This window comes from Rhodoplanes sp. Z2-YC6860 (genome assembly GCF_001579845.1).
Lineage (GTDB): Bacteria > Pseudomonadota > Alphaproteobacteria > Rhizobiales > Xanthobacteraceae > Z2-YC6860.
On the sequence record NZ_CP007440.1, the window covers coordinates 6,062,650 to 6,086,128 of the forward strand.

At 58.2% G+C, this 23,479-nt stretch carries 26 protein-coding genes and 1 pseudogene; 6 read left to right on the top strand and 21 right to left on the bottom strand.

The window, feature by feature from the left end:
• Positions 1–119: 119 nt before the first annotated feature.
• Positions 120–1,328, top strand: a complete 1,209-nt coding sequence (locus RHPLAN_RS28470; RefSeq protein ID WP_068025458.1) for a hypothetical protein — start codon at positions 120–122, stop codon at positions 1,326–1,328.
• Between the two features lie 152 nt (positions 1,329–1,480).
• Here RHPLAN_RS28470 and RHPLAN_RS39765 read toward each other — a convergent pair whose 3' ends face one another.
• Positions 1,481–1,942, bottom strand: a complete 462-nt coding sequence (locus RHPLAN_RS39765) for a hypothetical protein (protein WP_157100542.1) — start codon at positions 1,940–1,942, stop codon at positions 1,481–1,483.
• Positions 1,943–2,548: 606 nt separating this feature from the next.
• Positions 2,549–3,403, bottom strand: coding sequence for a sterol desaturase family protein (locus RHPLAN_RS28475; RefSeq protein WP_084245752.1), 855 nt, complete (start codon positions 3,401–3,403; stop codon positions 2,549–2,551).
• Between the two features lie 310 nt (positions 3,404–3,713).
• On the opposite strand from RHPLAN_RS28475, the gene RHPLAN_RS28480 reads away from it, so the two are divergent.
• Entirely contained in the window at positions 3,714–4,415 is a 702-nt protein-coding gene (locus tag RHPLAN_RS28480) for a methyltransferase family protein (RefSeq protein WP_237179927.1), read from the top strand.
• Between the two features lie 722 nt (positions 4,416–5,137).
• Here the strand turns inward: RHPLAN_RS28480 and RHPLAN_RS28485 are convergent.
• From RHPLAN_RS28485 to RHPLAN_RS39770, 15 genes are all read right to left on the bottom strand, one after another.
• Positions 5,138–5,626, bottom strand: a complete 489-nt coding sequence (locus tag RHPLAN_RS28485) for a hypothetical protein (protein WP_068025459.1) — start codon at positions 5,624–5,626, stop codon at positions 5,138–5,140.
• A 95-nt stretch (positions 5,627–5,721) separates the two neighbouring features.
• Positions 5,722–6,261, bottom strand: coding sequence for a tetratricopeptide repeat protein (locus RHPLAN_RS28490; RefSeq protein WP_237179928.1), 540 nt, complete (start codon positions 6,259–6,261; stop codon positions 5,722–5,724).
• Positions 6,262–6,338: 77 nt separating this feature from the next.
• Positions 6,339–6,737, bottom strand: coding sequence for a hypothetical protein (locus tag RHPLAN_RS28495; protein WP_068025463.1), 399 nt, complete (start codon positions 6,735–6,737; stop codon positions 6,339–6,341).
• 10 nt (positions 6,738–6,747) lie between these two features.
• Complete coding sequence (locus RHPLAN_RS28500; RefSeq protein ID WP_068025466.1) at positions 6,748–8,322, bottom strand: type II and III secretion system protein family protein; 1,575 nt, start codon at positions 8,320–8,322, stop codon at positions 6,748–6,750.
• Positions 8,323–8,570: 248 nt separating this feature from the next.
• Positions 8,571–8,984, bottom strand: a complete 414-nt coding sequence (locus RHPLAN_RS28505; RefSeq protein WP_237179929.1) for a TadE family protein — start codon at positions 8,982–8,984, stop codon at positions 8,571–8,573.
• A complete protein-coding gene (locus RHPLAN_RS28510; protein WP_068025471.1) occupies positions 8,984–10,327 on the bottom strand; it encodes a DUF7305 domain-containing protein in 1,344 nt (447 codons plus the stop codon). The genes RHPLAN_RS28505 and RHPLAN_RS28510 overlap by 1 nt, the downstream gene beginning before the upstream one ends.
• Before the next feature lie 8 nt (positions 10,328–10,335).
• Positions 10,336–10,770, bottom strand: coding sequence for a hypothetical protein (locus RHPLAN_RS28515; RefSeq protein WP_084245754.1), 435 nt, complete (start codon positions 10,768–10,770; stop codon positions 10,336–10,338).
• 39 nt (positions 10,771–10,809) lie between these two features.
• Positions 10,810–11,715, bottom strand: coding sequence for a type II secretion system F family protein (locus tag RHPLAN_RS28520; protein WP_068025473.1), 906 nt, complete (start codon positions 11,713–11,715; stop codon positions 10,810–10,812).
• Complete coding sequence (locus RHPLAN_RS28525) at positions 11,712–12,644, bottom strand: type II secretion system F family protein (protein ID WP_068025474.1); 933 nt, start codon at positions 12,642–12,644, stop codon at positions 11,712–11,714. Before RHPLAN_RS28525 ends, RHPLAN_RS28520 begins: the two co-directional genes overlap by 4 nt.
• On the bottom strand, positions 12,641–14,128 hold the full coding sequence (locus RHPLAN_RS28530; protein ID WP_442971789.1) for a TadA family conjugal transfer-associated ATPase: 1,488 nt from the start codon (positions 14,126–14,128) through the stop codon (positions 12,641–12,643). The genes RHPLAN_RS28525 and RHPLAN_RS28530 overlap by 4 nt, the downstream gene beginning before the upstream one ends.
• Positions 14,125–15,315, bottom strand: coding sequence for a CpaE/TadZ family protein (locus RHPLAN_RS28535; RefSeq protein WP_068025475.1), 1,191 nt, complete (start codon positions 15,313–15,315; stop codon positions 14,125–14,127). Before RHPLAN_RS28535 ends, RHPLAN_RS28530 begins: the two co-directional genes overlap by 4 nt.
• A complete protein-coding gene (cpaB, locus tag RHPLAN_RS28540) occupies positions 15,315–16,238 on the bottom strand; it encodes a Flp pilus assembly protein CpaB (protein WP_068025476.1) in 924 nt (307 codons plus the stop codon). The genes RHPLAN_RS28535 and cpaB overlap by 1 nt, the downstream gene beginning before the upstream one ends.
• A gap of 1 nt (position 16,239) precedes the next feature.
• Positions 16,240–16,746: an A24 family peptidase gene (locus tag RHPLAN_RS28545; protein ID WP_068031976.1), complete on the bottom strand. Its 507-nt coding sequence runs from the start codon at positions 16,744–16,746 to the stop codon at positions 16,240–16,242.
• Positions 16,747–17,144: 398 nt separating this feature from the next.
• Entirely contained in the window at positions 17,145–17,348 is a 204-nt protein-coding gene (locus RHPLAN_RS28550) for a hypothetical protein (protein ID WP_068025477.1), read from the bottom strand.
• Between the two features lie 859 nt (positions 17,349–18,207).
• Positions 18,208–18,384 (bottom strand): hypothetical protein, encoded by a 177-nt coding sequence (locus RHPLAN_RS39770; protein WP_157100543.1) that lies wholly within the window; start codon positions 18,382–18,384, stop codon positions 18,208–18,210.
• A 96-nt stretch (positions 18,385–18,480) separates the two neighbouring features.
• On the opposite strand from RHPLAN_RS39770, the gene RHPLAN_RS39775 reads away from it, so the two are divergent.
• Complete coding sequence (locus RHPLAN_RS39775) at positions 18,481–18,654, top strand: hypothetical protein (protein ID WP_157100544.1); 174 nt, start codon at positions 18,481–18,483, stop codon at positions 18,652–18,654.
• Between the two features lie 183 nt (positions 18,655–18,837).
• Here RHPLAN_RS39775 and RHPLAN_RS28555 read toward each other — a convergent pair whose 3' ends face one another.
• The 3 genes and pseudogenes from RHPLAN_RS28555 to RHPLAN_RS39780 form a co-directional block, all read right to left on the bottom strand.
• Complete coding sequence (locus RHPLAN_RS28555) at positions 18,838–19,752, bottom strand: phosphatase PAP2 family protein (RefSeq protein ID WP_157100545.1); 915 nt, start codon at positions 19,750–19,752, stop codon at positions 18,838–18,840.
• A gap of 234 nt (positions 19,753–19,986) precedes the next feature.
• A complete protein-coding gene (locus tag RHPLAN_RS28560) occupies positions 19,987–20,190 on the bottom strand; it encodes a hypothetical protein (RefSeq protein ID WP_068025479.1) in 204 nt (67 codons plus the stop codon).
• Between the two features lie 1,116 nt (positions 20,191–21,306).
• Positions 21,307–21,393: pseudogene (locus RHPLAN_RS39780) on the bottom strand (IS5/IS1182 family transposase); the annotation flags it as partial.
• Positions 21,394–21,421: 28 nt separating this feature from the next.
• Here RHPLAN_RS39780 and RHPLAN_RS39785 point away from each other — a divergent pair.
• The 3 genes from RHPLAN_RS39785 (at position 21,422) to RHPLAN_RS28575 (ending at position 23,021) form a co-directional block, all read left to right on the top strand.
• Positions 21,422–21,589: a hypothetical protein gene (locus RHPLAN_RS39785; RefSeq protein ID WP_157100546.1), complete on the top strand. Its 168-nt coding sequence runs from the start codon at positions 21,422–21,424 to the stop codon at positions 21,587–21,589.
• Between the two features lie 455 nt (positions 21,590–22,044).
• Positions 22,045–22,626, top strand: coding sequence for a DUF2939 domain-containing protein (locus RHPLAN_RS28570; protein ID WP_068025482.1), 582 nt, complete (start codon positions 22,045–22,047; stop codon positions 22,624–22,626).
• A 194-nt stretch (positions 22,627–22,820) separates the two neighbouring features.
• Positions 22,821–23,021 (top strand): hypothetical protein, encoded by a 201-nt coding sequence (locus RHPLAN_RS28575; protein ID WP_157100547.1) that lies wholly within the window; start codon positions 22,821–22,823, stop codon positions 23,019–23,021.
• Positions 23,022–23,037: 16 nt separating this feature from the next.
• Here RHPLAN_RS28575 and RHPLAN_RS28580 read toward each other — a convergent pair whose 3' ends face one another.
• Positions 23,038–23,367, bottom strand: a complete 330-nt coding sequence (locus tag RHPLAN_RS28580; protein WP_068025484.1) for a hypothetical protein — start codon at positions 23,365–23,367, stop codon at positions 23,038–23,040.
• Positions 23,368–23,479: the final 112 nt, after the last annotated feature.

The following is a 23,479-nucleotide window of genomic DNA, read 5'->3' on the forward strand; positions in this document are numbered from 1 at the left end:
TTTTGCCCGGATCACCAGGGGCCACGCGACGCTAGCCTGAAGCCAGCTCACAACGAAATCGCGCATCATCAGTTTCAATTTGCTAAAGTTGACAAATCGAAGCCCTAACGAGATGCCCTGTGGACCCCAAGCTGGCGATCTTGCGCGTACTGGCTGAACACAGCGATCGTGATCTCTCGATTGATGAAATCAAACGAGAGATGCTCGAGCTTGGTGATCGACTTGACCCCGTAGAAACTCATTCTTCTCTTGTTGGCGGCGACATCTTCCGATCTGGCCTTATATCGAGAGATGACAAAGGCTGGCGCATCACCAAGGCAGGCCTGTCAATCCTGGAATCGCTCGACAAAGAGGCCACTCGCGCCGATTTAGACTCATCCTCTCCTTCAGAAACTTCGGTTGTCACCCTGCTCGAGCAATTGGAAGAGATAGAGCAGTCGGCGCGATGGAAAAAAGGCAAATTAGGAGCTTCCATCGAAGCGCTGGAAGTGGAGCCCTCCCTTCATTCCGGAACCGGTGAAAACGCAGAAGAGATCGGCCGAATAACTTCCAACGGCGAAAGCAGCGACAACCAGGTCACGGATGACAAACCAGACGTGGTGAGCGCCACCGACAGTCCTGAAGCTGTGGCTGCATACCCCACTGCGGCGACCGACATTGAAAGTTCTCCGACGAATGCAGTCGTCGTAGCGAAAATCAAACCTCGGCCACGATGGACGGATAAGCTCCGCTTATCACCGCTGCTCGCCAGTCTGGCGGCCACGAGGAAAATCGTTGTTTTACAGAATCACGAACTTCGACCAGCTCAAACTGTCATAGGCAATAAAGCCAAAGCCATGGGCCGGTCGGCCGGCCGACTCGCAGTATTCGCGCTAATCGGACTTTCCGTATGCGCTGTTGCGGTGGCGCTTTTGATTGAACTATCCTTTTTCAGAAAAGAGAACGCGGCACTCCAACGCGAAGTCTCGAGGCTACGCGCGAATTTCAGCGAACTTGAGCAGACGATCAAGGCAGAGAAAAGCGATAGCGAGAAAAACTCCTCCGCTCCATACGGCCAGGAGCGGAGAATCGAGCAAACTGCATTCCAGCTTTCGCGAGAAGAGACGCAACTCATCAGGGATTTTATCAAGCCCGCGCCCAGCTATGGAGCCGTTGCGCCTAACGCCACTGTTGGCGATGTAGTCGAAGGCACGCTAATTCCTCTCCCCTCCGCCCTCGTTGAAAAAGCACCCCGGCTGGCCGGTGCGCGATTTGCAATTCGCGGCAGCAACATCATTATCGTCACGAGAGGCAGTAACAAGATCGACGCCGTCCTGCCCACAAATTAGACCGAAACAAACGCGTCAAGTAACGCAGAAGATCAGCTCCCGGCAGTCAGCCTTTTAGGCCGTCTGCATTAAAAAGCGTGTTGTCCGCTCCGATCCGAAAGCCACCGGATGCGCGTCCAGCGAAATGACGCGATGTGCCTGCTATCAGCGTCCTATCGCGGCTGCCGGAACGTGTCCGCCGGGCGAAACGGCTGGACTTGCGGCACTTTCAGAGGGGCGTTGTCTTTCATCACCGTGGAGTTGGAACGCGCGGCTGGCTTGCCGCCACCAGTCGTCGCGGCGCTCACGCCATAACTGGGACCACCGCCGAGCCGCTCCATTGCAGGAGTGGTCGGTCGGTGTGGCGTCAGGCGGGTCCTTGCTTCGCCAGGCAAATAGATATTTCTCGGCTCCGGCGAAGACATCCGCAACGGTCTCCCATCCAGCGGCCTTTTGGGCTGCCCTTCAAGCTTATGGCGCTGGTCATGATAGTCCACGCCGCCGACAACTGCAGCGGTCGCACCGGTGGAGCCTGACAGCGGAGCGGTCAGGTCCGCTGGCTCCGGACACCAGCCTTCCCCAATGGTCATGCCAAGAAATGTCGTGGTCAAAAGTACGTTCGAAAAGATGCGCACAATTGCCTCCCGTTGAAATCCCAATCAGGAAACGCAGGAGCAAGTATGCACAGCCTGCTCCAACCCGCCTACTGGGATTTTCAAGACCGGCCACCCGGAAATTGTCGTAAAACGCAAAGCGATACGCGCAGAGCGACAGCGCGCACGCCTCGAGCAGCCGATGTCCGCTATTGGGATGGTCCGGTCGTTTCCTTCCCCGCCAGCGATTAAAGCTGGTCAGGGGCGCTCACGGCAAAGAGCACGTATGTCCCAGACCGCCCAAAGCGCCGTGGCCGCCCCGCTGCCGGCCGCGCTTGTCGAGAAACCGCCAAGACTAGCTGGTGCACGATTTGCAATTCGCAGCAGCAATATCATCATCGTAAGAGAGGCAGCAACAAGATCGATGCCGTCGTGCCGGCCAATTGAATTAAAGTGGGCGCGTCGATGCTCGTTTAGTGCAGATCATCGCCACGAAGGCAATACGAACTTCTGTCCAGCCTACTGCACCACGAGGCCTTCCGCGTATGGGAGTTACGAAACACTAACTTAGGCGAAAACTACAACCGATGCGGCGCGGTTTTCCAAACAACCACTTCTGTGGGTAGACTTCCGAGACCACGCTAGAAATCACATCGCAGCAGATTGCTTTGACAATGGGCGGGAACTCTCGTTTGAACCATTAAAGTTTGGCTGTTCTTCAGTACTATCCGGCGTTCGGTAGGGGATCGATCTGAACGGGTAAAACAGTTGAGGAAAATAGTGTTTAGGAAGCGGCTGGTCGGTACCATAGCTCGTCGGCATTTTTCCTCGCGGCATATGTAAGCTTCCAAACAACGCATCGAGGAAAGAGAGTTGGCCGGCGAAGTTCTTATCCCTCGCCTCAAGGTCAGCGCTGTGATGCCAATGGTGGAACTCAGGCGAAGCGAATAGCCATCGCATCGGACCAAGCCCAATGCGGACGTTCGCATGAATGAAAACCGACTGCCACTGATAGAGAAGTCTATACAAGCCGATTGTGACATCGGAAAAGCCAAGCGCCAGAACCGGAATGAGTGAGACCCCCTTTGTCAGAATTTGGTCCACTGGATGGACGCGCCATGCGGCTAGCCAGTCAAGCTCTTCGATGCTGTGATGGATCGCATGAAAGCGCCACAGCCAGGGAACCGCGTGGAACATTCGATGAGTCCAATAGAAGCCGATGTCCGCGAGAATGACGGCCTCTGCGAGTTGTAACCAATACGGCTGACCGCCAACCCATTCGCGGAATGGAACCGGCACGGCGTGGGCGGCGATGAAAGCGACAACAAAAACGATCCCCAACAAGCCGAGCTTGATGAGCGACCCATTCAGCAAAAGGTAGACGATGTCGGTGTGCCAGCCATGGCGGAAAATCCTCTGATTCGGACGCAATGCGCACAACCGCTCGAGCGGCACAAAAATAAGACACGCAAGCAAGATCGTCGTTAAACCGAAGAAGTCCATGCGCGACCTTGGATAACACGTGGGAGATAATTTGCGTGCCGATACGCCGCGTTGAGCTTACTGATCCTTACGACGGGATGTTATAGGGTTCGGTCGGCTGCGATCCGACGCGCAGCGATTCCTTCCCGGAGGCTTGGCAATGGCTCAATGTGCTTCCCCTATCTATGGGGCGAAATGTCTCCGTTCCAAACCCGCCTTGTATGAGGTCCTTTATTGCCTATCCGAATTAACAAGTTGCTGAGTGCCTCCGCCCCAGTTTGAATGTCTTGCAGGATCATTCGTAGCGGGCTTAGCACTTCGTCATGGGGCTATGTTTCTCGCGTCTGTATTGGCCCACCTCAACAATCGGTTTGATTTCATGAGATTATTGCACTTCGCCGATGTGGTTGGGCGGGTGGGGCTTTGTGGGTTTTACACATTGATCATCGCCAGCAAGGTAGGCGTGATACAGAGGTTGCTTTCACAAGATGTACTGTCCGCGAAAGACATCGCCACAGCGGGAGCAGAAGTATCGGTCATAGCGTTTTCCGCGGCGATCTTTGTTGCGGTTATCGCGCGACTTCCGCCAATTCGATCGGTCGACGGTGTCGAGCCCTATGTCACGGCGATCGTCGGAACCTTCTTGATAGGCGTCATCGCCTTCCTTCCGCCGCCGATGACCCTGCCAATGTTGATGATCGCGCTCGCTATCACGCTCGTGATACTGGGCACAGTGCTGTCAACGTGTGTGGTATTTTGGCTCGGACGGTCGATGAGTATCGTACCTGAGGCTCGGCGACTGGTGACAGCCGGCCCGTATTCGATTGTCCGCCATCCGCTCTACGTCGCGGAGGAAATCGCCGTCGTCGGAACGATCCTGCAACATCTTTCAATATGGTCCGTGCTACTCGGCGTCGTGCATTGGTGCATTCAGCTACGCCGCATGACGAACGAAGAACGAATTTTGTCCGCGACATTCCCTGACTATGCTGAATATGCCAAGCGCGTGCCACGGCTCATCGCGTGGCGGTAAATTGCAGGGCCGGCACGTCCAGAGGCGTAAAGGCAAGATCGACGAGCCGATCAGCGAGCGTCTCAGGGACTGGCACGATTGAAGGTGCTAATTATCTGTGATGCTTGCCGCCACAAAGCCCACTCCGCGGGAAACATATCCTAGACCTATGAGCCACGGACGAAACGGCAGCCGAATGCACTAAGCAAGCTTGGCCCCTCTGCGAGAAAGGCATGCTGAGGATCCGCCTAGTGCGCGTTGATGTTTGTTGGCGACAATGGAGAGGCATGCTCCATCCACTCGGAAATTGCAGACCAGAAACAATGGAAGCCGAAGGCCCTACTTCACTCCGCAAATCAGTGAAACCGCGGAGAGACCGACCGAATAGCCCCAATGTCGACAGCCGCGACAGCCAGACCCCGATGGCGGATTAGACGTGGCGAGAGCCGCCGACAGCCCTCAGAATCTGGCTGGGATCCTGCTTCCATGGCGTTGTGCGCACTTCTTGGACTTCCCTGCGGCGCGCCCCCCTGTACCGGCCGTCGCTGGTGGCAACGCGATGGAAAGCACGCTCATCCCACTGCCGTCGAAGCAGAATGGCCGGGCTGTCGTTTCAGTAAGCTGGCTTTTGGATGTCGTGGACAACGTCCGAAAACGAGTTGCTTATCAGACGCATCAAACAGTGCAGAGAAGTGGATTATCCTGAAGATCAGGCTTTCGGATGCTGTCTTGCCAGGCACGCATCAAGCGGCTTTTGGTGGCCGATCACCACAAAGATAGAGAATGTGCGAAATCACAGCTGACAACAGACAGCTGCCCAAGATTCCGAGGATCATATAAAAATTATCGCCCGAAGTTACTGCCATCGCCTGCAATGATGCCTGCATGCTCGTGGGTGCCGGTGCCTGCCACGAAAACAGCAGGACAGTTGCATAGCCCACCGAAAATTGCGCCGAGACCGCCAGCGGCAATCGAGAACGCATCCACAGCCCGGCGCACGCCAGCGCAAAGATCGGCAAAGCGATGCCGAAGAGCTGGAAACCGTCGATGTCGATAAATTGGGTCAGCACAGAATGGCTGCGCTGAAACACACGGAATATCTCGATATTGAGGTACCAGAGGGTTTCGGAGGACGGCCAATACGCCAACGCGCCAGCGGCCAGTTCGGCCGACAGCGTCGCCAGGAACAAAACCAGCGGTCCCAGGAACTGGAGCTTGAAAAGTCGAATCATTGTATAAGGCTAACGCACAAACGTTGACCTTATGTAAAGTTCCAGTGAGCGAAACGTTCCGTATACGAGTGAAGAAACGCGCGCGTAATACCAATTTAAGGCTGGTTGTTCGGCGGCCGCTCGATAAACCTGCGGCTTCCGTTGAGAAGCTCGAGGTTATTGGCGACCACCGGATTGCCCGGGTCCATCGAATAGGCCCTCTCGAACTTTCGGCGCGCCGCGGTCAGATTACCGCGCAGCATGTACGAATACCCCTGATCGTTCAGGAGTTGGACGGTCACACCACCAAGTTTGGCCGCCTGGGCATAGGCTTGGTCCGCAAGATCGAACCGGCGCAGCCGGTCATAGCTCGCGGCGAGCCCCATCCAGGCCGTCAGGTCCCTCGGTGATTTTTCGACCGCATCTTTGAAGTAACGTTGGGCGATGCCGTAGTGGCCGCGATTGAAATGCTCCAGGCCCATCCGCACTGGTTCGTCGGAAGGATAGTATTTGACGTCCGTCGGCTCCTGCACGGGGTCTGGAGGCGGCGCGTCGGCCGGAGCCACGATTGCAGCCTCCCGCAGCGTGGCATCACAGCCCGCAAGAGCGGTCCCCACAAAGCAGCAGGCAAGCACTAAAATCAGACGCCGCATCATCCCCGTCCCCGCCCACCCCAGCGGACGCATTGAAATCTCATCGTGCAACGACTCGAAACGAATACCTTGCCGCCGCTTCACCTGTTGCCGCCAGTACCAACCGGCACCGATACGGCGCCCGCCGATCCAGCGCCCAATCCTTCAATATTGATGTTCTGGGTTGGCTGTTGCCGCACGCCCATCTGCCTCGTCGCATCGCCAATATCCGGAAGCTGATCAGTCGGCTGCTTGTTGTTGCCGTAACGCGTCACCGCGCCGGTGCTGCGCCGGGCGTCATACGCAAGCCTGCGGTCGCCGACGTAGCGCGGCCAGGGATGAATGGTCTGTGCTACGGCATTTACTTCCTTGGCGTTGCCGGCGCTCAAGGTAATGCTGTCAGCACGTTGGTAGTAGCGGTCGATTTCGTCGTGACCGTATAAACCGTAGCAGCCACCGAGCGAAAGCGCCGGGACTATTGCCAGAAAGCCGATCCTCATCGCGCGCTCCTCACTTCAATTTTACGTTCACCGTCGCCGCAGCCGGTGGTACGGGCGCGTTAATTTGCGGAGCGATGATGTGGCCGTACGGACCTTTCACCTCGCCGCCCGAATTGACATAGTCGTTGTAGCGCTTGCGGACTTCCATCTGGCCATTGAGGAAGAAGTCGACGTCATTGGCCGGCAAACGCGAATCGAGCGGCGACGCAATCTGCTGACCGGGCACCACCGGTGCGACCAGGCGCGGCGTTACGATGATGACGAGGTCGGTTTCCTCCTGCTGGTATGAGGAGCTGCGGAACAGCGTACCGAGCACCGGCACCGAGCCGATCCAAGGCACTTGCGAGACATCCTGGCGATTGCGGGTCTGCAGCAGACCGGCGATGGCAAAACTCTGGCCGTCGCGCAGTTCGACCGTGGTCCGCGCGTCGCGGCGGGTCAGAGCTGGCACTCGCGTTCCCGAAATCGTGACGGCATTGGTAAAATCAAGCTCGCTGACCGACGGCTCAACCCGAAGGTTGATCGCACCGCGCGAGAGAACGGTGGGAACGAAAGCCAATTCAACGCCGAATTTCTTGTACTCGATCGATATCGTTGGAAAGCCTGCTGTGGAGCTGGTCGGTACCGGGACTGGAAACTCGCCGCCGGCAAGGAAGCGAGCAGCGTCGCCAGACAGAGCCATCAAATTCGGCTCAGCAAGACGGCGTATCACGCCTTTCGTCTCAAGCGCCGTGATCAGACTTTGCAGGGTCGTGCCATTATTCAGCTTCAGCACGCTCGTCAGAAGACTGCCGTATGGAGTCGCTCCGCTGGCAAGCGTCGCAGCAGTATCCAATAACGGAAGGGTGCCGTTGCCGTTACCGATTGGAGTTCGGCCAGCTGAGACGACATCCCCAAGTCCGGTTTGTCCAACGTTCGTGCCACCGGCGTTGGCACCATAGAGGTTGACACCAAGGTCGCGTCCGGCCTTTCGAAAGACCTCCAAAAACCGGACCTCGAGCATCACCTGCTGCGGTGCCGCGACGCTCATGGCGTTCACGACGATGCCCCCCTTGGGAACGGTGCCGGTAGCAATCGCCAGAGCCCGTTCGGCGGCGACGGCGTCGGCCGCTGTCCCGCTCAGCACGACCTGCCCTTCGGACGCCGAGACGCGAACGCCCTGGGTGCCAGTGCTTGCCCGAATATTCTGCTGGAGATTGGCTGTATCGATCGCAACCTCGACATCGAGGATTCCGATCTGCTTCATCGAGGAATCGAACAGAATAACGTTGGTTGTGCCGGTCGCCTTTCCCTGGATGTAGATCAGGCGATCGCTCAGCGACTTCACGTCGATGATTTCAGGCGAGCCCGCAACGATCGTCGAAAAAGCCGTGTCGACTCTAAAGGTGCGCGACTTGTTGAGGGTCACCTTGACCCGCTGGACGTCGCTTATTTCGCTGACGAAGACGCCGCCGGAAGAAACTGATCGATCTGCCGCCATCGCCGGGTCAGCAAAATGGGCCAAGGCAAGCAACCCGCCCAAAACTGACATGCCCGATGCAAAGAGCGTCGCTCCCCGCGCGCCCGAAACGCAACCGCCACTCATCCCAGACCCCTTGCCGCGAACCGCGGCCCCCGAAATGCAATCTCTATCTGTCGACCAGTCCTGTCGGGCGACGCCCTAGAGCCTCCTAATTCCCAGTATTAGGCCGGTATTTTCAACCGGAACGTGCTCCTATGCAAGGAAAGACCTTTACTAAGGCTAAGACCTCCACAGCACATGTTGCAATGCTGCATCACATCCGACGGACAAACATCGCCCCGCCCCTCTTACAACCGTCGCTGCGCCCTCGTTCACCCCGGAAATGGAAGTTTGGTTGACGCGCTCGGCGCATTCAATGCCGTGCCCCATATCGGCAAGAGCGCGATATAGCCCGGCTGAGACGCCGTAATTGTATACGGGCCGGCTCCCGTGATGCTCAGCGTCGGAGTAAGACTGCCGCTGAAAAGGAACGGCGCGACAGTCCGCTTGGCTGTGTCGGATAGCGGGTCCCCACTGCAAGTGGGCGTCTTCTTGCCGATTGCGGCATCCATGTAGCAAGCATTGATCATAGTCGCGCGAGAACCCGCATTCGCGAGCGCCCGTAGTGACTGCATGGTAATCGCATAAAGCGCCAGATCAAAGATTGCAAAGATCAGCGTGAAAAACACGCCGCCAACAATGCAAAACTCCCACGCAGCCATACCGCGCTGGTCGAGTTTCCTCATCATTGCACCAACTTGACGATTTGACTCGCGATCTTGACGCTCGATGGACATCCGGAATTGTCGAAGTTGGAGTTACCCGACAACGTGATGCCCTTGGCTATGAGCTCGGTGCATGCTGAGCTCTGGGTGCTGCCTTGATACGTCACACTGGCGTTCGGCGCGTATGTGATGCCGCTGAAGTAGGTCGCGGAGCTCCCAGAAAAACTAACGGTCTGATTCCCGGTGGTCGTCTCCGGATCGTATATGAGCAGCTTGCTCATCAAGCTGAGAACCGACGTCGTCGCCAGCTTCGTTGGGACTTGCGAAGCTGTTACGGTTGATGGCGCGGTCAGCTGGATCGTTGGGTTACCTGTAATCGTCAGAGTTGCTCCCTTGTCTCCGTTGTTTATGAATTTTGGAGGCATAAAGATCAACGTGACGTTTGTCCCTGTGATAGTGACGCTGCCACTGATCTTGACATCACCGGTAATGAAGTAGACGCCACTTGTCAGCGCCATACTCCCCCAATTGGTAAGAGTGTTGTAACAGGCACTGCTGCCGGACCCGTATGGCATGAACGCAGTGCATGAGCCAATGCTGTTACCGGTTCTGTTCCCACCGGTGAAGTCCGCTTTCACCAACGATGAGATTGCCGCATCCAACCCGCTCAGCGGATTGGGCGCCGGTGGTGCGTAAGTAATAGCCTTACTGCACGGGCTGCCGCCCGTTTGCTGACAACCGCCCGCCCCCGAAACTGTCTTAACGTTGCTGAGGTCGAGGGCATTGCCCTTAAAATCGACGGAATTGGACGCCGTGCTGTTCGAAGCGAGCCCGCAATTCGGCGCGCTGATAGTTGCGCTTCCCTGGAAGGCGATAGGGCTACTCAGGCTCAACGCACAAGGATTCGCCAAAACAATCACCTGGGCGGTGGCTGTCGCCCCAATATTGATGGTGGAAAAGCCAAGAACTGATGAGAGGTACGCCGGCTGCTGCTGGCCGACTGTTGCCGTCACGGAATCCGTCGTGGACGAGATCGCGACGGTCCGGGTCACTCCGGTGACGCTGGTGCATCGGGCCCCGGGATACGAACTGTCGCCGGCGTTGCAGAACGCATTCTGTGCCGCAAACTGCTTGCCCCGGTAGTCGATCGATTGCGCATCCGTACACGAAGATCCGGCAAGAGTGCACGCCAGCTTCAGGCCTCCCGAATAAGCTGCCGCATCGGCGGCAGCCTGTGCTTGCTGCTTGGTGACGTACCAGATTGCCGCCTCCGTCCCGAGTGACATCACTCCGATCAGCGGCACCAAGGCAACGACCGCTGCGAACGAGACCGAACCTTCATGGGAGCGAAGCAAGTTTCGCATGGCAGTGCCTATTGAAACCGTTCCGAGTAGGACAGGGTGATCGTACACCCGTTCGGGCACAACACCGAGGTCAGCACTATGGGGGATAGAGTGAAGCTCGTCTGGTATGAATAGTATTTGGGATTTGCCGTATTGGCCGCGGAGCAGACAGCACTGGTGTCGCCGCAGATCAGTTGGAAGTTAGAGATCGGATAGCTGGAGTCGGCCTTCGCGAGCGCGGCTGTCTGCCAAGTGGACGTATCGCCGAGATCCGTTGGCCCAGAATACTGAATGGATTGCCCAAACGCGCGCAATGCTTCCATGGCAGAAATGTATTGGAAGCCGGCGATAGCAACGTCTGCAAGCGGCAGAAAGCAGCTTATCATTAGCAATACGAAGACGAACATCATCTCGAAGGCGACCGCACCGCGTCGATCCGCAAGGAAAGCCTCCTTGCGGTTCATCCGCGTACCCCGACAGGCGCGAGCACCCCTCATATTCCGTCATCCAAGCTGCTTGAACGAGCGAATGAGATTCAGAAACGGACCGCCCCCCAGAATGACGAACATGGCCGGCAGCAGGAACATCGCCATCGGGATGATCAACTTGGCGCCGAGCTTGTGAGCCCTTTCTTCCAACTTGGTCATGCGTTCTCGCCGGAGATCGGAGGCGATGGTGCGGAGAGCCTGACTTAGCGGCGTCCCGTACTGCAGGCTTTGGCTGATCATAGTGCCGAAGCGGCGAAGTCCTTCCGACGTGGATCCCAGCTTCTCGAATGCGGCGGCACGATTTGGCAACACCCGGAGATCATCAAGAAGACTTTGCAACACCCGGGCGATGGCTGGATTGGCCTGGCCCATCTCGCCGGCCACCCGTTGCAGCGCGGTCTCTAGGCCCATTCCCGCTTCGCTGCACACGACCAGCAAGTCGATGGTATCCGGTGTTCCAAGTCGGATGGCAGCGTCAAAACGCCGCCGGAAGAACACCAGTGCCAGCCGTGGGCCCATGATTCCGACTACAACACCAGAAAGCGTGAAAATCAGCACTGGGAGCGCCGCCATCCCCGAAAACTGGGCAAAGGCAAACGCCATGGCCGGCAGCAGAAACATGCTAACAGTCTTGACGCCAATCCAGATCGGCAACGTCCGATGATGATTGAAACCTGCCGATTGAAGAACGGCTTTCAGATCATCCAGATTTTCGTCGGCGTAGAAGCGCCGATACCGCGTGCCGACCGACGAGAACAAGCCGATCAGATCATGGGATCGTGTCGAGCGGTCAGGAATGCCCAGCACGGCGTTTGAAACCCGCGTGTTGAGCGTACGAAGGTGGATTTCGCGGATGATCAAAACAAGGGTCAGAGCCGCAGCCGCGATCGCCATGACCGCCATACCGAAACCCGCGGTCATAGCGACGTCTCCCTGCGGATCAGCCAACGTATCACGAAATGCCCCACCAGTATCGAACCGGCGGCGTAAGCCAGAAGCTGGTTTCCAGTCGGATCCGTGAATAGAGGATCGATCGATCGCGGATTGATCAGATACATAACTCCGCCAATAATAAGCGGCATTACCGTGAGTGCGCGCGAGGAAAAGATCACCTCGCCAGCCAGCGCCTGCGCGCGACCAGCCATCGCAACGCGCTGATTCACGGTCTCCCCCAGCGTTTGCAGCGTCTCCGCCAGACTGCCGCCCGACTTCAACTGGACCGCCAGAGTCACCGCAAACATTGCATATTCCGGCACGCGGGTTCGCCGATACACGGCTTCGATCGCCTCCTCCGGAGCTCTCCCCAGATTCAATTCATTGCATACTATTGAAAACTGTCCGGAGGTTGGTTGCGGCATTTCCCGAGCGACGGTGCGAAGCGCTTCGTTGACCGGGAGGCCCGCTCGAACAGTGCTGGTCACCAACTGGACCACGTCCGGAAGTTGCCGGAACAATTGATTTGCCAAGCGGCGCTGCTGCCATCCGAACAGACTTCGCACCACCCAGATAGCCGCCGCCGCGGCCGCGAAAGACACGTAGATCGTCGAAAATTCAAACAGACTATTGGCGTAGAAGACCGCCGTCGCGGTCCCGATCCCGGCAAGCAGCACAAACAGCGGGTGGATCGCGTAACGGACTTCGGCCCGGTAGTTTGCAAGGCGATGCAAAAGCTGCCACCGGGATGCCGTCTCCGTGCGGCGAATGGAAACCAGCTCGGCCAACTCCGACGCAGGCATCGCTATCTCGAGCTGACGATTCATGCGTGTCTGCCGCGCGTCGAACCACAACGCAGCAGTCGCTACGAGCACCAGGAGCGCCAGCACAACGACGATGAGCAGGGTGCTCGTCATATGTGCCTCACGGCCTCGGCCCAGGCGCGTTCAAGCCCGAAATAGACAAGACGGCTGTTGAACTTTGGAACTGCGGGGGATGCTTTGTAGGTTCCAAAAATCCGACCGTGAACATCCTCCTCTTTGTACTGGAATGAGGCGATGTCATTGGTGGTGATCACCTCGCCTTCCAGGCCGACCACCTCACTGATCTGGACAATGCGCCGCTGGCCGTCTCGCATGCGCTCGACCTGCACGATGATGTCGATGGCGGCGACAATCTGGGCCCGGATCGCTTTCGACGGCAGATTGACCTGGCCCATCTGGACCATGTTTTCGATGCGGGTCAGCGCGTCGCGCGTGCTGTTGGCATGGACGGTGGAAATCGAACCATCATGGCCGGTGTTCATCGCCTGCAGCATGTCGAAGGCTTCGGAGCTCCGCACCTCGCCGACGATGATCCGGTCGGGACGCATACGAAGCGCATTCCACAGCAGATCGCGCTGGGTCACCTGCCCGGTGCCTTCGAGGCTGGGCGGTCGGGTCTCCAAGCTGATCACATGCGGCTGCTGCAGCTGCAACTCGGCCGCGTCCTCGATGGTGACGATGCGTTCATTATGGTCGATGAACTGACTCATAGCGTTCAGCAGTGTCGTCTTGCCTGAGCCGGTGCCGCCCGAAACGATAATGTTGAGCCTGGACCGCCCGGCGATCTCCAGCAACTCTCCCATAGCGGCGTTCATTGTGCCGTTCGAGATCATCCCAGCCATGTCGTAACGATGGCTCGGAAACTTTCGAATGGAAATGCAGGGGCTCTTGATCGCAAGCGGCGGAAGAATGATGTTGACGCGGCTACCGTCGGGCAAGCGGCAGTCGACCATCGGACTGGATTCATCCACCCGTCGTCCAACCTGGGCTGCAATCTTCTGCGCCACTGAGGCGATGTGATCATTGTCACGGAAGCGCACCGCGATCCGTTCCAGCTTGCCGCTCCGTTCGACATAAACGTTTGCCGGCCCGTTGATCATGATGTCGCTGATCGTCTCATCATGAAGCAGCGCACGGAGCGGTCCATAGCCCGTCATGTCGTCGGCGATCTCTTCCGCGAGGCGAAGCTGCTCGCGGCCTGACAACTCCAGCCGTTCCTTGTTGGCAATGCCGTGGATGATCTCCTCGATCTGCCGCCGCAGCACTTCGCGCGAAACGGCAGCAGCCGCCGCCGGCTCGATCTGCTCGATCACTCGCTCGCGCAGGGAGGCCGATAGGACTGGATGGTGGATCTGGTTTTCGTCGGGTGAAGCTGGAAGCTCGGACGGAGAACCCATCGATTCGTACGAATCCGACATCGATGAAAACGAACTTGGCGCCGGTGTCGCCGACATGGGCGACATCGACGGGGGGATGGACGCCGGTGCGACCGGGGGCGATATCGTGGACAGCTCGTCGTCCGTCAAAGGCTGCGGACCAGCGGGTGCGTCGTCCGGGCGCCTGCCGAATTTCTTCATAGCCGGAAAAACCTTCTCAGCCGGCTTTTCTGCTCGTCCCCGATACCTGAGATTTCGCGCACGATCGGCGCGAGATATTTTCGCAATCGCTTGGCATGTTTCAACGCGGGGATTCCGAGATTGACAGCCTCGGTCATGCGCTTTCCGAGATCGGGTATCACCATGTCCGGTTCACCCAAAGCTTTGACAATCGTGGCCATGGGCAGTCCGCCGGCGCGACCGGCACGGTTGAGCAAAGTGTGGACTCGATCCTGACCGGCGATGGCAGTGACGGCGGTGCGCAGCGCGCGAGCATTGCGCAGTCCGGTGACCTCGGCCTCCAGCAGTACCAGCACGTGACGGGACAACGAAATCACGGGACGAATGGAAGGCGGAAACGGCACCGGCACGTCGACGACGACGTAGTTGAACCGCTGCCGGAGCAGACCCAAGACGTGTCGAACGCCCGCTTCCGTGATGTTGAGTTGCGTATGCAGCTCTTCATCGGCGGAAATCAGGCAAACCCGTTCGTTGATATCGATGGCCGCACGTTCGATGAAGAGAGTGTCCGCCCGCATCGGGTTTTCCAGGGCGATCCGCAAACCTGGCCCGGGCCGCACGCCCAGCATCACAGCCGTTTCGCCGTTCTGCAGATGGAGATCGAGCAGTGCGACCTTGGCCTTGGTGGTTTCTGCCAACTGCAGCGCGAGATTGATGGCGATGCTTGTGGCCCCGGCGCCGCCTTGCGCGCCGCAGATCGAGATGACATGGCCGCCACGATCGGGTTGTGAAGTTGGGGCTTCTCCGAGGAACTTCGGACGCAATTGGTCCATGACCATCTCGCGCGTGATCGGGCGCGGCAGGTACTCGGTGATCCCGAGCTCCATAAGCTCGCGATAGAAGGTAATCTCTCGGCTATCGCCGATCAGGGCCACTCGGACATCCGGTGGACAGACGCCGGCCAGCCTTTCCAGTTCGGTGAATGGATCGTCGACCCCGCTGATGTCCGCCACCAATGCGAACAAGTTGGTGTCGGTTTCGAGCATCCGAATGGCGTTGCGAATTGTGCCGCGTCTGATGGACAGATTGCCGCCTTCAAGGCCCTTGCGTAGAGCGACGGCACTGACCTCGTCATTGACGAAACAGACGATCCGGTCTCGCGAAACCACCGACGTAACTTCAGGCGTACTCATCACTGCCATGTTCATCAACGTTTCTCCGGCAGCCGGCCGGCCGTCGCTGTTGCAGCCCGGCGGGTGGGATCCATTAAACCATCGCAATCACCGCGGACGTCACCGCCATCTTTCCTGACTGAATAAACTTTGACATCAGCACCGGTATGAATCACCACCCCGGTCGTCTGACCAGCAACCGCATTCTGGCGGGCCTGCTCGGGTGAAACGTCGCAGCTCGACATCGTGCCCGGATTTCCCGAATCCGCCTGATCGACGGCCGAACGAACCGTCAAGGACAACTTGCCGATCTGTCTGGCGACTGTGACCTTGTTGACCTGCTCCGGCGCAAGCTCCAGCGATACGGTTTGCGCCGACTTGGTTGTCGGGAGCAAAGGACCTCGTCCGCCCTGCACGATCTCCTGGTCGATGGCAATGACCCGGACATTGCGCAAAATCGTCTCGCTCAGGGCACGGCGCCCCGTTTCTCCCTTCTCGAACACCTGAGTCAACACGACGTCCACATAGTCTCCCGGCCTGATCAGGCCCGAGACTCCCGATTCCTCATCCACCTTGATGCTGACAGCGCGGCTATCCGCGGCCAGCACGCTGGCGAGGAACCCTCGATCCTGCGGACGTACGATGTCTTGCAAAGTGATGACGGCGCCGGCGTCGACGAATTTACGAACCAGAGCGCCAGGAAGTCCGGCTTTCGCGTCGGATTCTTCAAGGATCGCTCCGGCGGGAACATCCTGCGGCGGCACCGAACGCACCGTGAAATCCTCCATTCGGGCCAACGTGCCTTTCGGCAGCGGACGTGCCGCGACGAAATATCCGACCGTCGCCGGCCCGCTCGCGACGCCTTGCTTCGGCTGGCTCATGTTGAACGCAAGAAGGCCGAGCGCGGCGGACGCAAGCACCAGCACCATGATGATCGAGATTCTAAGCGCGGATGACATGTCAGAATCCTTTGCTCAAGACGGCCCAGATGCCGCCACAGGCGATGGCCACCCCGTAAGGCAGCGGCGCGTGTCTCAAGTGGCGCCATCGCTCTACCGCATAGACGCGGCGAGCAAACGACGATCCGGCGGGCGCAAGCCTGGGATGGGGCAGTTGGCGCATCATCAGATGCACGATGGCAAGAGCACCGCCAGCGAAAGCTGTAACGGCAAGCAATTGGACCACCCCCGTCAGCGGAAGGCCAATTGCGACTGCTGCCAGCAGTTTGACATCGCCGCCACCCATCCATCCCCGAGAGTAAGCGACCAGTAGCAGCACAAATAGGATCGACGCGACGATCAGCGAATAGAGAACCTGAATCGGGTCTGGCAATTGACCGACGATACCGAGCAAAGCCAGCGCCAGGCAAACCTCATTTGAAATCAGCCGTGTCGCAACATCGACCGTTGCAACGTAGAGCAACAATACGATTTGCAGCAACGCGGCTATGATAATGATCCAACTCATCACATGCCTGCCTCGAGCCATCAACGCGGCCTTTGGAAAAACTCGTCATGGTTCTCCGCTGAACCCAGGCGGCCGTCTCAAACTTAAACGGCTGCATTGATACGCGCGGATCGCATTCAAAATGCTCGTCAGCCCACCTGAAACATACGTATTCTCGGTGGCCGTTAAACCTGCCAGCACCGTGGCGATACCAGCCGCAATGGCCACGTATTCAAAAGAGATCACGCCATATTTGTCGGCACGCAGACGTCTCGACCAGCTTGCTGATCTTAATGCAATGCCCAACACCTCCCGACGTTAGGCCTTTCGGAAACGGAGCCTTGGGAGCCATCCCTTAACCTAACAACCGCCGAGTGAGGGGGCACGGCCCGGTGCCCCCTCGAAAACGCCTGTTCGGCTTAGTGAGGAAGCAGAGCCGTAACTTTGCCGATGGCGGTGCTCAGCGCGCCTGAGACACCAGTGGGGCCGCCAACAGCGAACGTCGCAAGCACGGCGGTGACGACTGAAAAGGCGACGACCACGTATTCGAACGATACCACGCCAGCTTTGTCCGAGCGCAGCTGACGGAGGGTTTCGGAAGCCTTAACGTAAAACTTCAGCATGGGAAAAACTCCTTACCTTGGTTTAATTATCGCGAAGTCGGCGGGAGTATCCCCTCTGAACCGACGACTAAACGTATAAATTGCAACCGAATTTTTGTCACCTGCTAACCCGCTATTAACCTTAGTTCTGCGGTTAGTACCTATAGAATTCAGACTTATACTTCATCACGCCCCCCAATACTGGAACTGGACAGTTGCTCTCGATTTGCCCGCGGTCAGGGCAACCCCTTCGTTGTACGATGGGCGGCACGGGCAAAATCCGGTCAAACGACCTCAAAGAGCGATTATCGGCAGTAAAGCCGCCCACGCCAGCGGCAATTTCCGAGCGGACTCAGGCCCGACTAGCGAGTCTGACTATCGCCCATAGCCGCCACTTATGGCCGACCACCAGTTGAGCGCAGTTAATCATGTCCGCCGAATCTGAGGCGTTTAGATCGCCTCGGCCTGCGCCTTCGCCGAGCAGAATCGGCGTGCGCGGGTGCGCGGGATTGAGCGGCCAGTCGCCGCAGAATCTGGTTCGGGTCGGGGTCGGGGCTTGGCCAAGCAGCGCTTCAATCCGCACCTTGATCACAGGTACGTCGAACTGATCTTGTTCGAATGTCTAAACGTGTGAGCAGTCCCGACTATGTTCGCGTCAGCGGACTGCGAAATGTTGCGAGTGATTTTTTGAGACACTATTAGCGTGCGAGCTTTGCTCAGTTGCCCCCCTTATAAAAGGCACTCTTGTGCTGACGCCGTCACATCACCGTAGGCTTGCTGCCATTTGAGCTGCTCCTCTTAAACGCCCCCGTTTCGGGTAGAGTCCGTTCCTTCGGGCAGGCGGACATGCGTAAGAGCAGATGCACCGAAGACCAGATCATCAGGGTTCTGAAGGGGTGCGCCGCTGGGCCTGATCGACCGGCAGATCTCCCGCGGCGAGCAGATCACCGACGCCGAGGCGACCGCGCTCCTGCCGCAGCTGCGCGCCGACAAGGCGGCGAAGGTCGGGCAAATCGGACAACGCCGAAGTTATCGCGCTGCATCCCGCGGCCGTCATGGCCTACCTGCACCATCTCGATCAATTGAACGAGGTTGTGAACGACGATCCGCAGGTCGGCGACACCGCCACCGCCTACGCACTACGCCGCCAACCGTGGCCATCGTTCCCGCGGCGATGCCGAACCGGCCCGAGCTGCGCGTGCAGGGCCACCCGCAGCGGTTGCTCGGCCTCGACAGCATCTCCGCTGTTATTTTGTCAGGGGAGCAGGCGGTGCCGACGGCCCGTTTCATTCAGCGCCCCGAGCGAGATTGCGCGCCGCGCCGTTGAGCTCGAGCGAATCGAAGGCCCACAGCCTGGCCTCACTTCACCTTCCGCCTTTCGATTGCCGTGACGAGCTGTAGCGGTCGGAAAAGTCCGAGCTCTGGTCACGGGACGGCCGAGCGCTGAGCTATCAGACGGAAGCCTTCGTACTTGATCGCAAGTGACTCCAGAAAAGCACCCGCGGCACGCTCAAGGAGACCGCGGGAATTCCGCCAAACGCAACCCAATAATGACAAACAGAACCACTGCCAGCCCTGCGGCGACGTCAACGAAGTAGTGCCCGCCAATGCTGGGCGTGGACAAGATCATCAGTCCGTTGATCGCGAAGGAAAGCGGAAATAGGTATCTGACACCTCTCGCGGCGTAAATCAGGATCAAGCCTACGGCCGCGTGGAAGGACGGGAATGTCACCAGCCCCGTCATCTCCGCAATCGGTATTTCGGTCATGCGGCCAGATCGGAGCGCCGCAAAGTGAGCAAGATGATTCACGTCTAGTACGCGATCAGGGACGCCAAAATAAATCCAAGCGCTTTCGGCGGGCGCAATAGACGATATGGCCGTGACGATCAGCGCGGTCACGACGTAGACCCAGATGAGTTCTCTGACACGCTCAATTCCAACAAACACGGGCAGCGCGACCACGAGAACGAACAAGACAAGCATCGGGCTGCAATAAGCCACGGCCAGTGTGAAGTTAAGGTAAGGGTGTCCGCTGATCCAAAAAAACCACGACAGCCAGTTCACTCCCACGGCTGCGTCGGCGTGAGCGAGATAGCGATCAATCAGAGGAAACCGCAACGTCACGGTCAGATAGCTGAAAAGTCCCAGCACAACACTAAACGACAGCACCTGCGCAAGAGACTGTTGAACCGCCGCGATCTGGTGGTTGGGCCTCACAAATGCATAGAAGAGATACAAGCACGAGAATAAGCCAATGAAGAAGACCATCGGGTTTTGCAGCTTGACGACGCCGAAGCCAAGCCTTCGCAACCACACTGCGTCGACAGCAGCGATCATCGCAATGATGATCCAAATTGCGTATGCCTCTCCGTCTTTGGAGACCACAACAGGTGCCGCGGGAAACTCCGCGTCAACAGAGTGCATGGAAATGGCCTTCACCTCAGTGAACGACCGCGTACGAGCCTCAAGGGGCTCACGCCAATTGAGTTCGCAGCACACCCCAAGCAGGGGCAAATGCGCCACGCCCCCATGCAATTCGACCAGAAACCCAGAACACGATCGGGGGGCGGGGCAACACGTGGCGGTGAGGGCTTCAGTTTCAAAACGAACGACTTCAACGCGTTCACCACAACGCGGCAGAAAGTCGTTGAACCGACCTTACTGAGGAAGCAAGGCGGTAACTTTGCTGATGGCGGTGCTCAGCGCGCCTGCGACACCACTTGGGCCGGCAACAGCGAACGTCGCAAGCACGGCGGTGACGACTGAAAAGGCGACGACCACGTATTCGAACGACACCACGCCAGCCTTGTCCGAGCGCAGCTGACGAAGGGTTTCAGAAGCCTTAACGTAAAACTTCATCATTGAAAAAACTCCTTACTGTTGCACGAGGTTGCCGGGAAAACTTGCCCTCGGTACCGACGGACGAGGTATAAATTGTGATCAGTTATTTGTCACCTGCTAACCAGATTTTAACCTTATCAGGTGTGGTTACTACTTACATAGAGCTAGATTATGTTCCATTAATTGGCGTTGAATCACTCGGAAATGCCTTGTTACTGGGCCGGTAACGCGCCGTTTGGAGGATTTTCGCGGCAGATCCCAGTATTTTTCGGATCACCGAGACAGCATTGGCGACGTTTCGTCTTAACTCTACTTGCGCTTCGCAGTTGTCGCCGACTATGGCCTCTCGTCGACGCTTTAGATGCCAGGAAAGCAAGACGCACCCCAAATGCGTCCAGCGTGCGGGGCTGCCAAGCGAAACGTCAAGAAGGCACCATCGACCTCGCGCTCTGTCCGAGGCGCAAAGGCTTGGCTGGATCCAGCCGCTGGTGCAGCTGGCACAAGCCGCGCTCCAAACGTCGCTGGTGCAGTCACGGATGCTAGCCTGCGCCTGTCTCTTCATTGCGAGGCCGATCGGCCAGGGGCCGGCCCGCGAGTGGATGACCGGCGTTCCTTTTCCAAGCGCCCCCTGATCATCTCCCCGTCCAGCCGTCCCAAGAAAGCCTCGGAGCAGCTTTTTAGGGCTGAATGGACCGCGGAAGAACCATGGGAAGGGCTGCGCCCCCTCCTTGGCCTTGTCCGGCTGATAGGCTAAAATTTTACTGGTGCCAGCGAGTTGCTGGACTGGGATGAGGAGACGCACCGTGAGAGGGATTTTGCTTGGCATTGCCGTCGCGCTTACGGTGACCGCCCCAGCCTCGGCCCAGTACCGTTTTGACCGCAGGGTCGACCCGATCATGTGTGCGCCTATGCACGACATATGCGACTACGGCGGCCGGGCGATTATTCGGTACCGAGCCGCCCATGTGCGCTGCCCGTTGGTCGAGGTCGATAAGGAAATGCCCGACGGCACGGTCGTGAAGGAAAGAGTGAGGCAGTGCCCGCTTCGGGTTCGCGGCTGAACGGCGCTCCAACACTGTTTCCGAACAAATGTGAACGCCCAGTTTGACGACCTGATGCCCGTTAGGTTCGCTCGCACTAGGGGGTGGACTCATTATAGCGCAGCCATAGCCGGATTGACGCAAACAGGACGAAGGCGAGGTAGTTGGCTGCCAGCTTGTCGTAGTGTGCTTACGACCCGGCGATCGGTGTGATGAAGCTCGCGTTCATTGACGACTTCGCGAGGCATGTCGCGACCGAACCGGCCGCCAGCGCCACCTACGGCGGAAATCGCAGGAAAGCCCGGCGCGATGCCGCCAACGCGTACTTGATGCTGGAGTTTCAAGCCGAACGTCGCCTCGATGAAGTATGTCGGGTCTGAAGGCGTAAAGCGTATCTCGTGACGGGAAACGTCGTGGGGTTCTTCATGATCAACCCGAAACCTGGTGGGTTGCGGAGTGGTCGAGATAACCCGGGGCGCAGCGCGGACGCACTAACAAAAGCAGCAACCCGCGTTGCCTTGCGCGCAAGCTAGGAAGTCGCTTTCCTCAGCCACCCCGTTGAGGGGCGGGGCTCGATCTTCACGCAGTCAAAGACCCCTACCCGCTATCGCCTCGTACGAACGTCTTTTGTGATATTTCCTCGGGTATTTCGAAGATCCGAAGTCCGACGACGTGAGGGCAAAAAGGAGCGGCGCTGTCTCCCGATCGGATATGCATTCGCGCGGGCAAGCGAACAAAGTTATGACTTCGTCGTTTCCATTTGCCGGCGCACGGCCGGACATCCGGCTTTGAGTAGATTCGGACCGATTGGCGAAGATCCCGGGCGTTAAGACGCATGAAGAAAGTTCTATTGATTTTGCCGGCCCTGGTAATCGCGGCCGCCTACTACGCCTGGCCGTTTTATGGCCTGCATCAGATTAGCCGAGCGGTTGCCCGCCGCGACGGCGCTGAACTGGCTCAGCGGTCAGACCGTGAAGCGCTGAAGCGGTCGCTGGGCGATCAAATCGGCCGCACCTACCTAAGAATAACCGGCAAGGACAAAGAACTGAAGGACTTCCAAATTGCAGTCGCCGTGCGCGTTGCGGCGAGCCTCGCCAGTGGGCCCATCGATGCCCTGGTTACCCCGGAAGGTCTGCTCGAGTTGCTCGATAAAAGCGGCTCCGTCGCCTACGGACGCGTTGGGCTGCCGACCTCTCCTCAGCTACCGAACTTTCGAAATCTCTCCCGGGTCTTCAGCAACACCGAGCGCTTCGGGCGCGACTTCTCGATCGTCCTTCCGCTCAGCGCCGACGAACAAACCGGCTATCGCCTTCAGCTTCGGTTGGAGAACTGGACGTGGAAATTGTCGGGAGTGGGCCTCCCCGAAGCGAGACAGATTGCTCTCGCGCAGGAGATTGCGAAATTGCAGCCGAGGTAGCGGCCCAGGTGAGGAATTTTTGCAACGTTCAGGCGAAACTGAGAACAAGCCGTCAAAAGACATCGCGGGCCTTAGACAATGTCATCTAACCTTAGCCGCACGGAAGTCTGCCAGCTTCCCGGCCGCCACACAGAGCAATCCCCCGCCGCTCTGCTGTGGCGGCCTGCCTTTTTCGCGAACAAGGCTGGACGCCGATGAAAAGCGGCATTGAAGAAGACCTGGCCGGATTCGATCTTGTCGTTGACGGCGCGAACCGGTCGTTCTCCGACACGGAGGATGGCGCACTCGAAATTGCGCTTGAACTCAAGCGTCGCAATCGTGACAGGCGTGTCGAAATTCGAATGCGCCTTAGCGGCGCAACGCGCGAAATGATGGAGAATGGTCGACTCAAGTGATGCCGAGAGCGATCTCCTAGAGTCTCTTAAGCTTGGGACCCACCATTCGGGTAATCAGTTCGACAGGTGAGATCCGGCCAGCCGAGATGCTTTCGCTCATGTTATGTACCATCTCAGGCCGCCGCGCGGCCATGAACGTGTGAACGCCGAGTGTTGCGGGCCCAGCACCCGTCCGTGCCTGCTGCCGCGCGAAGTCGGCAAGCGCAACATCGCGCCGCTCGCGTTCCGATACGATCTCGAAACCCGCTGTAGCAAGCGAATCGCCGCAGCCGATATCGAGCACGTGATCCGATGCGGCGAGCACCAGCCGTCGCGCGGCAGACTGTTCCGCAGGTGCGATGTCCAACCCTCGTTCTGCACTCGCGTCAGGATTCTGTTATCCCGCTCGAAGAAGGTCGCTTCGGCTAATCGAAAGCCGCAATCATCTGCTGCTGACCACCGATATCATGTGATGTCGC

Coding starts and splice junctions, on each gene's coding strand:
- RHPLAN_RS28475 (WP_084245752.1), bottom strand. CDS start 3,403: ATGGACTTCTTCGGTTTAACGACGATCTTGCTTGCGTGTCTTATTTTT.
- RHPLAN_RS28480 (WP_237179927.1), top strand. CDS start 3,714: ATGTTTCTCGCGTCTGTATTGGCCCACCTCAACAATCGGTTTGATTTC.
- RHPLAN_RS28485 (WP_068025459.1), bottom strand. CDS start 5,626: ATGATTCGACTTTTCAAGCTCCAGTTCCTGGGACCGCTGGTTTTGTTC.
- RHPLAN_RS28490 (WP_237179928.1), bottom strand. CDS start 6,261: ATGATGCGGCGTCTGATTTTAGTGCTTGCCTGCTGCTTTGTGGGGACC.
- RHPLAN_RS28495 (WP_068025463.1), bottom strand. CDS start 6,737: ATGAGGATCGGCTTTCTGGCAATAGTCCCGGCGCTTTCGCTCGGTGGC.
- RHPLAN_RS28500 (WP_068025466.1), bottom strand. CDS start 8,322: ATGAGTGGCGGTTGCGTTTCGGGCGCGCGGGGAGCGACGCTCTTTGCA.
- RHPLAN_RS28505 (WP_237179929.1), bottom strand. CDS start 8,984: ATGAGGAAACTCGACCAGCGCGGTATGGCTGCGTGGGAGTTTTGCATT.
- RHPLAN_RS28510 (WP_068025471.1), bottom strand. CDS start 10,327: ATGCGAAACTTGCTTCGCTCCCATGAAGGTTCGGTCTCGTTCGCAGCG.
- RHPLAN_RS28515 (WP_084245754.1), bottom strand. CDS start 10,770: ATGAACCGCAAGGAGGCTTTCCTTGCGGATCGACGCGGTGCGGTCGCC.
- RHPLAN_RS28520 (WP_068025473.1), bottom strand. CDS start 11,715: ATGACCGCGGGTTTCGGTATGGCGGTCATGGCGATCGCGGCTGCGGCT.
- RHPLAN_RS28525 (WP_068025474.1), bottom strand. CDS start 12,644: ATGACGAGCACCCTGCTCATCGTCGTTGTGCTGGCGCTCCTGGTGCTC.
- RHPLAN_RS28530 (WP_442971789.1), bottom strand. CDS start 14,128: ATGAAGAAATTCGGCAGGCGCCCGGACGACGCACCCGCTGGTCCGCAG.
- RHPLAN_RS28535 (WP_068025475.1), bottom strand. CDS start 15,315: ATGAACATGGCAGTGATGAGTACGCCTGAAGTTACGTCGGTGGTTTCG.
- cpaB (WP_068025476.1), bottom strand. CDS start 16,238: ATGTCATCCGCGCTTAGAATCTCGATCATCATGGTGCTGGTGCTTGCG.
- RHPLAN_RS28545 (WP_068031976.1), bottom strand. CDS start 16,746: ATGAGTTGGATCATTATCATAGCCGCGTTGCTGCAAATCGTATTGTTG.
- RHPLAN_RS28550 (WP_068025477.1), bottom strand. CDS start 17,348: ATGCTGAAGTTTTACGTTAAGGCTTCCGAAACCCTCCGTCAGCTGCGC.
- RHPLAN_RS39770 (WP_157100543.1), bottom strand. CDS start 18,384: ATGACGGCCGCGGGATGCAGCGCGATAACTTCGGCGTTGTCCGATTTG.
- RHPLAN_RS28555 (WP_157100545.1), bottom strand. CDS start 19,752: ATGCACTCTGTTGACGCGGAGTTTCCCGCGGCACCTGTTGTGGTCTCC.
- RHPLAN_RS28560 (WP_068025479.1), bottom strand. CDS start 20,190: ATGATGAAGTTTTACGTTAAGGCTTCTGAAACCCTTCGTCAGCTGCGC.
- RHPLAN_RS39785 (WP_157100546.1), top strand. CDS start 21,422: ATGAAGCTCGCGTTCATTGACGACTTCGCGAGGCATGTCGCGACCGAA.
- RHPLAN_RS28570 (WP_068025482.1), top strand. CDS start 22,045: ATGAAGAAAGTTCTATTGATTTTGCCGGCCCTGGTAATCGCGGCCGCC.
- RHPLAN_RS28575 (WP_157100547.1), top strand. CDS start 22,821: ATGAAAAGCGGCATTGAAGAAGACCTGGCCGGATTCGATCTTGTCGTT.